Below are 7,428 nucleotides of genomic sequence, written 5' to 3'. Positions count from 1 at the left end.
AAGTGGGCCGAACATCTCGGCTCCGGCAACATCCGGTAGGGACCACCCATGCGGCCCCGCCAGGAATGAGGCGAAGATGCCCACAGTCGAGGCGAAGGCGGCCGAAGACACGCTGATCCACGTGCTGTGGATCAACGCGGGGCTCAGTTGCGACGGGGACTCGGTCGCGCTGACCGCCGCGACGCAGCCCAGCATCGAGGAGATCGCCCTCGGCGCCCTGCCCGGACTGCCGCAGGTGGCCGTGCACTGGCCGCTGATCGACTTCGAGTGCGGGCCCAACGGCGGTGCCGACGACTTCCTGGAGTGGTTCTTCAAGGCCGACCGGGGAGAGTTGGAGCCGTTCGTGCTCGTGGTCGAGGGGTCGATCCCCAACGAGAAGCTGCACGACGAGGGCTACTGGTCCGGCTTCGGCAACGACCCGGCCACTAACCAGCCGATCACGACCAGCGAGTGGCTGGACCGGCTGGTTCCCAAGGCGACCGCCGTCGTCGCGGTGGGGACCTGTGCGACCTACGGCGGGATCCACGCCATGGCCGGCAACCCCACTGGCGCGATGGGGGTGCCGGACTATCTGGGCTGGGACTGGAAGTCCAAGGCCGACATCCCGATCGTGTGCGTGCCCGGGTGCCCCATTCAGCCGGACAACCTGTCCGAGACCCTGACCTACCTGCTCTACATGGCCACCGACCAGGCGCCGATGATCCCGCTGGACGAGGCACTGCGCCCCACCTGGCTGTTCGGGCAGACCGTGCACGAGGGGTGTGACCGCGCCGGCTACTACGAGCAGGCCGACTTCGCCGAGGAGTACGGCTCCCCCAAGTGCATTGTCAAGCTCGGCTGCTGGGGGCCCGTGGTCAAGTGCAACGTGCCCAAGCGCGGCTGGATGAACGGCATCGGCGGCTGCCCCAACGTCGGCGGCATCTGCATCGGCTGCACGATGCCCGGCTTCCCGGACAAGTTCATGCCGTTCATGGACGAGCCGCCCGGCGGCAAGCTGTCCACCACGGCCGTCGGACCCTACGGCAAGACCATCCGCAAGCTGCGCGGCATCACCTCGCACACCCTGGACGAGGAGCCGAAGTGGCGCCATCCTCGCGCCGAGCTGACCACCGGCGCGACCCGGACCTGGTAAGGACCGACCCGACCGTAGGACCGACCCGATACAGGAAGGCGGCGTCATGACGTCGACGATTCCCCAGCCCAGCACGAAGAGCCAAGGCTCGGACGGTCTTGTGGAGATGGCCTGGGATCCCATCACCAGGATCGTCGGCAGCCTCGGGATCTACACCAAGATCGACTTCAACCAGAAGGTCGTGGCCGAGTGCCACAGCACCAGTTCGATCTTCCGTGGTTACTCGATCTTCATGAAGGGCAAGGACCCGCGCGACGCGCACTTCATCACCAGCCGGATTTGCGGGATCTGCGGCGACAACCACGCCACCTGCTCGTGCTACGCGCAGAACATGGCCTACGGCGTCAAGCCGCCGCACCTGGCTGAGTGGATCGTCAACCTCGGCGAGGCCGCCGAGTACATGTTCGACCACAACATTTTCCAGGAGAACCTGGTCGGGGTGGACTACTGCGAGAAGATGGTGGCCGAGACCAACCCCGGCGTCCTGGAGCGGGCCAACCACACCGAGTCCCCGCACGCCGGCGACCACGGCTACCGCACCATCGGCGACATCATGCGCTCGCTCAACCCGTTCACCGGCGAGTTCTACCGCGAGGCGCTGCAGGTCAGCCGGATGACGCGGGAGATGTTCTGCCTGATGGAGGGTCGGCACGTGCACCCCTCCACCCTCTACCCCGGCGGGGTGGGCACCGTGGCCACGATCCAGCTGATGACCGACTACATCACCCGGTTGCAGCGCTACGTGGAGTTCATGAAGAAGGTCGTGCCGATGCACGACGACCTGTTCGACTTCTTCTACGAGGCGCTGCCCGGCTACGAGCAGGTCGGCAACCGGCGCATCCTGCTGGGCTGCTGGGGCTCCTTCCAGGACCCCGAGCACTGCAACTTCGAGTACAAGGACATGACCGACTGGGGACGCAAGATGTATGTCACCCCCGGGGTGGTCGTCGACGGCAAGCTGATCACCACCGACCTGGTCAAGATCAACCTGGGCATCCGGATCATGCTCGGCTCGTCCTACTACCAGGACTGGGAAGGCCAGGAGATGTTCGTCAAGAACGACCCGCTGGGCAACCCGGTCGACCGTCGGCACCCGTGGAACCAGCACACCAACCCGCAGCCGCAGAAGCGGGACCTGGACAACAACTACAGCTGGGTGATGTCGCCGCGCTGGTACGACGGCACCGACTACCTCGCGCTGGACACCGGCGGTGGACCCTTGGCGCGGCTGTGGGTGACCGCCCTGGCCGGCCTGGTCGACATCGGCTACATCCAGGCCACCGGCAGCAGTGTCAAGATCAACCTGCCCAAGACGGCGCTCAAGGGTCCCGTCGAGCTGGAGTGGAAGATCCCGCAGTGGAGCAACACCATCGAACGCAACCGGGCCCGTACCTACTTCCAGGCCTACGCCGCCGCTGCCGCCCTGCACTTCGCGGAGAAGGCCCTGGTCGAGATCCGGGCCGGCCGGACCAAGACGTGGGAGAAGTTCACCGTGCCGGAGGAGGGTGTCGGCTGCGGTTTCACCGAGGCCGTCCGGGGAGTCCTGTCCCACCACATGGTGATCCGCGACGGCAAGATCGCCAACTACCACCCCTACCCGCCGACCCCGTGGAATGCCAGCCCGCGGGACTCCCTGGGCACCCCCGGGCCGTACGAGGACGCGGTGCAGGGCCAGCCCATCTTCGAGGAGAACGACCGGGAGCACTTCAAGGGCATCGACATCATGCGCACGGTCCGCAGCTTCGACCCGTGCCTGCCGTGTGGGGTGCACATGTACCTCGGCGGCGGCAAGACCGTCGAGCGGCTGCACTCCCCCACCCAGTCTGCCGGGACCGGCTGAGCCATGGGGGACGAGGACGATACGGCGGCGCCCGACTGGCGCGCCGCCGGGGAGCGCATCGACGCCCTCATCGGAGCCGGCGCCACCGGTGGGCCGGCCGGTCGGGAGCGCGCCGAGGAGCTCGTCCGCCTGGTGGCCGACCTCTACGGCGCGGGGCTGGAGCGCCTGCTGACCCTGCTGCACGAGCGCGGCCGGCTCGACGAGGGCACGCTGGCCGCCCTGGCCCGGGACGACCTGGTCGCGAGTCTGCTGCTGGTGCATGGCCTGCACCCGGATGACGTGACCACCCGGGTCGAGCGGGCGCTGGAGGAGGTCCGTCCCTACCTGGGGTCGCACGGCGGTGACGTCGAGCTGCTGGAGGTCACCCCCCACAGCGTGGTGCGGTTGCGGCTGCTGGGCAGCTGCGACGGCTGCCCGTCCTCGTCGGTGACGCTCAAGCTCGCGGTCGAGGGGGCCATCGAGGCGGCCGCACCGGAGGTGACGGCGATCACGGTGGACGACGCCCCGGCGCAGGAGGGGCTCTCCGGGGTCATCCCAGTCAGCACCCTGCGCTCGCGGCTGGACTCCCTGGAGGTGGATCAGGGCTCGGTGTGGCAGCCGCTGCCGGAGTTGACCGACCTCGGCGCCGGGGCGAGCACCGTCCACACGATGGGTGACGGTGGGCTGGCGGTGCTGGCCTGCCGGCTCGGCGACGATCTGTTCGCCTACGTGGACCGCTGCGCCCGGTGCGAGTCCTCGCTGCAGGGAGCCGCTCTGTCCCGCCGGCTGGGGGCGGCGGTCGGCGAAGCGGTGCTGCGCTGCCCCGGCTGCCAGGCGCACTACGACGTGCGCCGCGCCGGTGCCTGTCTGGACGACGACGGCCTGCACCTGACCCCGTTGCCATTGCTGACCGAGCACGGTGTCACCTCGATCGCCGTCCCTGCCCCGGTCGCGTCATGAGCACCCCGGTGTCGAGTCGCCGTGCTCCTCTGGCGTCCCTGCGCCGGATCGCGGCCACCCGCCCGGAGCGCTCGACGCAGGAGCGCTGCGAGATGTGCGCGGAGCCCATCGGCGAGGAGCACCAGCACGTGGTGAGCCTGGAGAGCCGGGCGCTGATGTGCACCTGCCGGGCGTGCTACCTGCTCTTTTACGACGAGCACGCGCAGTTGCGCTACCGCGCGGTGCCGGAGCGCTACCTGTCCTTCCCTGACTTCTCCCTGGGCGCCGGAGCCTGGGACGAGCTGCAGATCCCGGTCGGCCTGGCCTTCCTGTTCACCAACTCGGTCCAGGACCGCACCGTCGCCTTCTACCCCGGCCCCGCCGGGGCCACCGAGTCCGAGCTGCCCCTGGACGCCTGGGAGCGCATCGTCGCCCGCAACCCGGAGCTGCGGGCGCTGCGGGCCGACGTGGAGGCCCTCCTCGTGCGCCGGGACCGGGCGGCGGACACGGCATACTCCTGCCATCTCGTGCCCATCGACGCGTGCTACGAGCTGGTGGGGCGGCTGCGGATGCTGTGGCGTGGCTTCGACGGCGGCAGCGAGGCGCACGCCGCGATGGACGACTTCTTCGCCCGGGTGGATGACCGCAGCCGGCCCGCTCCCACGGTCACCGAGGGGGTGGACCGGTGAGCCACTACGCTTTCTCGGTCGTCGAGATCGTCCCCGAGCCGTATGCCGTGGCGCCGCAGCTGACTGCGCGGCTGCGGATCGAGGAGACGACGGGCCAGGTCATCCACGCCATCGCCCTGCGCGCCCAGGTGCGCATCGAGCCGCAGCGGCGGCACTACGACGACCTGGAGCAGGGCCGGCTGCGCGGACTGTTCGGCGACCAGGAGCGGTGGGCGCAGACGTTGCGGCCGTTCCTGTGGATGCAGTGCAACACGACGGTCCAGGGATTCACCGGGGCCACCGAGGTTGACCTGGTGCTGCCCGCCACCTACGACTTCGACGTGACGGGCTCGCGCTACCTGCACGCCCTCGGCACCGGGACGGTGCCGCTGAACCTGCTCTTCTCCGGCACGGTCTTCACCCGTGGCCGCAGCGGCTTCGGGGTGGAGCAGGTCCCGTGGGACTGCGAGGCCCGACACCAGATGCCCGTGCAGGCCTGGCACGACACGATGGCCGCCTACTTCCCGCACACCGGGTGGCTGCGGCTGGACCACGACATTGTCGACCGGCTCGCCGACTACCGCGCGCGGCACGGCCTGACCTCGTGGGAGGAGACCGTGCAGGTCCTGCTGGCCGCGCAGGAGGAGGGCGTGCGATGAGTCACGACAGCTCCGAGTGGGTGGACGGGCTGGACCCTTCGCGACGGTTGGACCAGGTGCGCGAGGTCGCCGACGCCGTGCTCTACGAGGGCTACCTGCTCTATCCCTACCGCGCGAGCTCGGGCAAGAACCAGGCCCGCTGGCAGTTCGGGGTGCTCGGCCCCCCGGGCGCGGCGCGCGACGGTCTCGGCGAGGACCCGACCATGTCGATGCAGTGTCTGCTCAGGGCTCCGCAGGACGCCGACCCGGGCACGGTCGAGGTGCGTCTGCGCTGCCTGCAGCTCCAGGTGCGAGAGGTGCAGGCGCGGGACGCCGGCGGGGACTACCTGCCGGTCTCCGAGCTCACCGTCGACGGGCGCTCGGTGCTGACCTGGGATGAGGCGGTGGAGCAGGAGGTGGCCCTGGCCCCGGCGACCCTGGCGGAGCCGTTCGACACTCCGGTGGAGATCGCCGGGGGCGAGGACATCGAGGAGCTGGTCGCGGCCGACGGCACCGTCGCGGGCCGGATCGTGCGGCGCCGCATGCCGCTGCGAGCACGCGTGCGCTTCGATGCCGCCACCGGGCTGGCAGCCCGAGACGCCGGCAGCGCCCCCCAGCAAGAGAGCGGCCACGGCGCCGGCAGCGACGGAGACGGCCGTCTCCTGAGGCTGTCCGTGGAGGTGTCCAACGAACACCCCGATCCGGTCGCCGACCAGCAGAGCGCCATCAGGTCCTCGCTGATCGGGGCCCACCTGATCCTGCGGGCACGTGGGGGCGGGTTCGTCTCCGTGATCGACCCACCCGAGAATGCGCTGGAGGTGGCGGCCCGATGCCGGCAGCAGCGGTGCTGGCCGGTGCTGGCGGGTGCACCCGGATCGACCGACGTGGTCCTGGGTGCCCCGATCATCCTCTACGACTACCCCGAGGTGGCGGCGCAGAGCCACGGCGCCCTGTTCGACGCCACCGAGATCGACGAGATCCTCACCCTGCGGGTGATGACGATGACCGAGGCGGAGAAGGCCGAGGCCCGGGCCACCGATCCCCGGGCCCGCGAGGTCATCGACCGCTGCGACGCCATGACGATGCAGGACCTGCAGCAGTTGCACGGCATCCTGCGAGACCCCCGGGCGGCGGACCCGCAGCCTCGACCCCCCGCGCAGTCCCCGCCGCCGCAGACCCCGGGACAGGACCGGGTTGCCTTCGACACCGGCGGCGTGCCCTGGTGGGACCCGGAGGCCGACGCTGAGGTCAGCCCCGGCACCGACTTGTGGATAGTCGACGGGGCCACCGTCAGCCGGGGCAGTCTGGTGCGGGTCCACCCCTCCAGGCGGGCCGACGCCCAGGACCTGTTCTTCGCCGACCAGGTGGCCCGGGTCACCGCGGTGCTCCACGACGTCGACGGGTCCGTGCACGTCGCTCTGGTGCTGGTCGACGATCCGGCCGCCGACCTGCACGACTGGTACGGCCGCTACTTCTACTTCGCGCCCGACGAGATCGAGCCACTACCAGCCGACAGCCAGTCACCGCACCGAGAGGAGAGCCACCCATGAGATCGCTAGGAACGATCACTGCAGCCCTGGCCGTCGCCGCGGCCGGGATCGCTGCCGTCGTCGCAGTGCAGTCCATCCCCGACATCCAGCGCTACCTGAAGATCCGCTCGATGTGAGCAGCAAGGAGGAGATCATGGACAACCCGCAAGAGCAATCCAGTGAGCACCTGAAGGAGGAGCCGCAGGAGGAGCGCGGGCCGACGGGGTCGCGCGACACCGGCTCTGACGAGCCCTCAGGTGGGCCCGTCGACCGCCCGGCCGGCACGGCGGACGAGGAGTCCGACACCTCGGTCACGCCCCAGGAAGCCGAGGACGAGGACTCCCCCGACCTGCAGTCCGGGGGCTGACCCACCCATCACCAAGGAGGAGACCATGAGCAGCGATCCGAACAGCCCCGACGGCATCGACACCGAGGGCACGACCCTTCCGCCCTACGAGGGACGCCGCGAGTCCGCCGACGTCGACGACCAGGACGAGACGAGCAAGGAGGGCGCGAAGGTCGGAGGTGCGACCGGCCCCGTCGAGGACGAGGACGCCAAGGCGGCCGACCCTGCGAGCACCGAGGGCGGGGCCACCGGCTCCCCCGCCGACGAGCAGCCGGCGCACGAGGCGCCCGAGACCGACCAGGACGACGACGGCGTCGGACCGGCCCACGAGCCGGGCACCGGCCGCGCGGAAGACCA

At 70.1% G+C, this 7,428-nt stretch carries 9 protein-coding genes; all 9 read left to right on the top strand.

Annotation, left to right across the window (positions count from 1 at the left end):
• Positions 1 to 76: 76 nt before the first annotated feature.
• Complete coding sequence (locus ACR2FV_RS00075; protein WP_434013691.1) at positions 77 to 1,132, top strand: hydrogenase expression protein HypE; 1,056 nt, start codon at positions 77 to 79, stop codon at positions 1,130 to 1,132.
• Between the two features lie 106 nt (positions 1,133 to 1,238).
• Positions 1,239 to 2,972, top strand: a complete 1,734-nt coding sequence (locus ACR2FV_RS00070) for a nickel-dependent hydrogenase large subunit (protein ID WP_434013690.1) — start codon at positions 1,239 to 1,241, stop codon at positions 2,970 to 2,972.
• 3 nt (positions 2,973 to 2,975) lie between these two features.
• A complete protein-coding gene (locus ACR2FV_RS00065; protein ID WP_434013689.1) occupies positions 2,976 to 3,911 on the top strand; it encodes a NifU family protein in 936 nt (311 codons plus the stop codon).
• Positions 3,908 to 4,579, top strand: coding sequence for a DUF5947 family protein (locus ACR2FV_RS00060; RefSeq protein ID WP_434013688.1), 672 nt, complete (start codon positions 3,908 to 3,910; stop codon positions 4,577 to 4,579). The genes ACR2FV_RS00065 and ACR2FV_RS00060 overlap by 4 nt, the downstream gene beginning before the upstream one ends.
• Entirely contained in the window at positions 4,576 to 5,217 is a 642-nt protein-coding gene (locus ACR2FV_RS00055) for a DUF6084 family protein (protein WP_434013687.1), read from the top strand. Before ACR2FV_RS00060 ends, ACR2FV_RS00055 begins: the two co-directional genes overlap by 4 nt.
• Positions 5,214 to 6,746 carry a hypothetical protein gene (locus tag ACR2FV_RS00050; protein WP_434013686.1) on the top strand — a complete coding sequence of 511 codons (1,533 nt, stop codon included), beginning with the start codon at positions 5,214 to 5,216 and terminating at the stop codon, positions 6,744 to 6,746. The genes ACR2FV_RS00055 and ACR2FV_RS00050 overlap by 4 nt, the downstream gene beginning before the upstream one ends.
• On the top strand, positions 6,743 to 6,862 hold the full coding sequence (locus ACR2FV_RS00045; protein ID WP_434013685.1) for a DUF6893 family small protein: 120 nt from the start codon (positions 6,743 to 6,745) through the stop codon (positions 6,860 to 6,862). Before ACR2FV_RS00050 ends, ACR2FV_RS00045 begins: the two co-directional genes overlap by 4 nt.
• Complete coding sequence (locus ACR2FV_RS00040; RefSeq protein ID WP_434013684.1) at positions 6,859 to 7,092, top strand: hypothetical protein; 234 nt, start codon at positions 6,859 to 6,861, stop codon at positions 7,090 to 7,092. The genes ACR2FV_RS00045 and ACR2FV_RS00040 overlap by 4 nt, the downstream gene beginning before the upstream one ends.
• 25 nt (positions 7,093 to 7,117) lie before the next feature.
• A partial coding sequence (locus tag ACR2FV_RS00035) for a hypothetical protein (protein WP_434013683.1) occupies positions 7,118 to 7,428 on the top strand: 311 nt, incomplete at its 3' end.

This window comes from Ornithinimicrobium sp. (genome assembly GCF_051004135.1).
Taxonomy (GTDB): domain Bacteria; phylum Actinomycetota; class Actinomycetes; order Actinomycetales; family Dermatophilaceae; genus Ornithinicoccus.
Note: the sequence above shows the minus strand (reverse complement) of the source record. Positions and strands in the feature narration are given on the sequence as shown.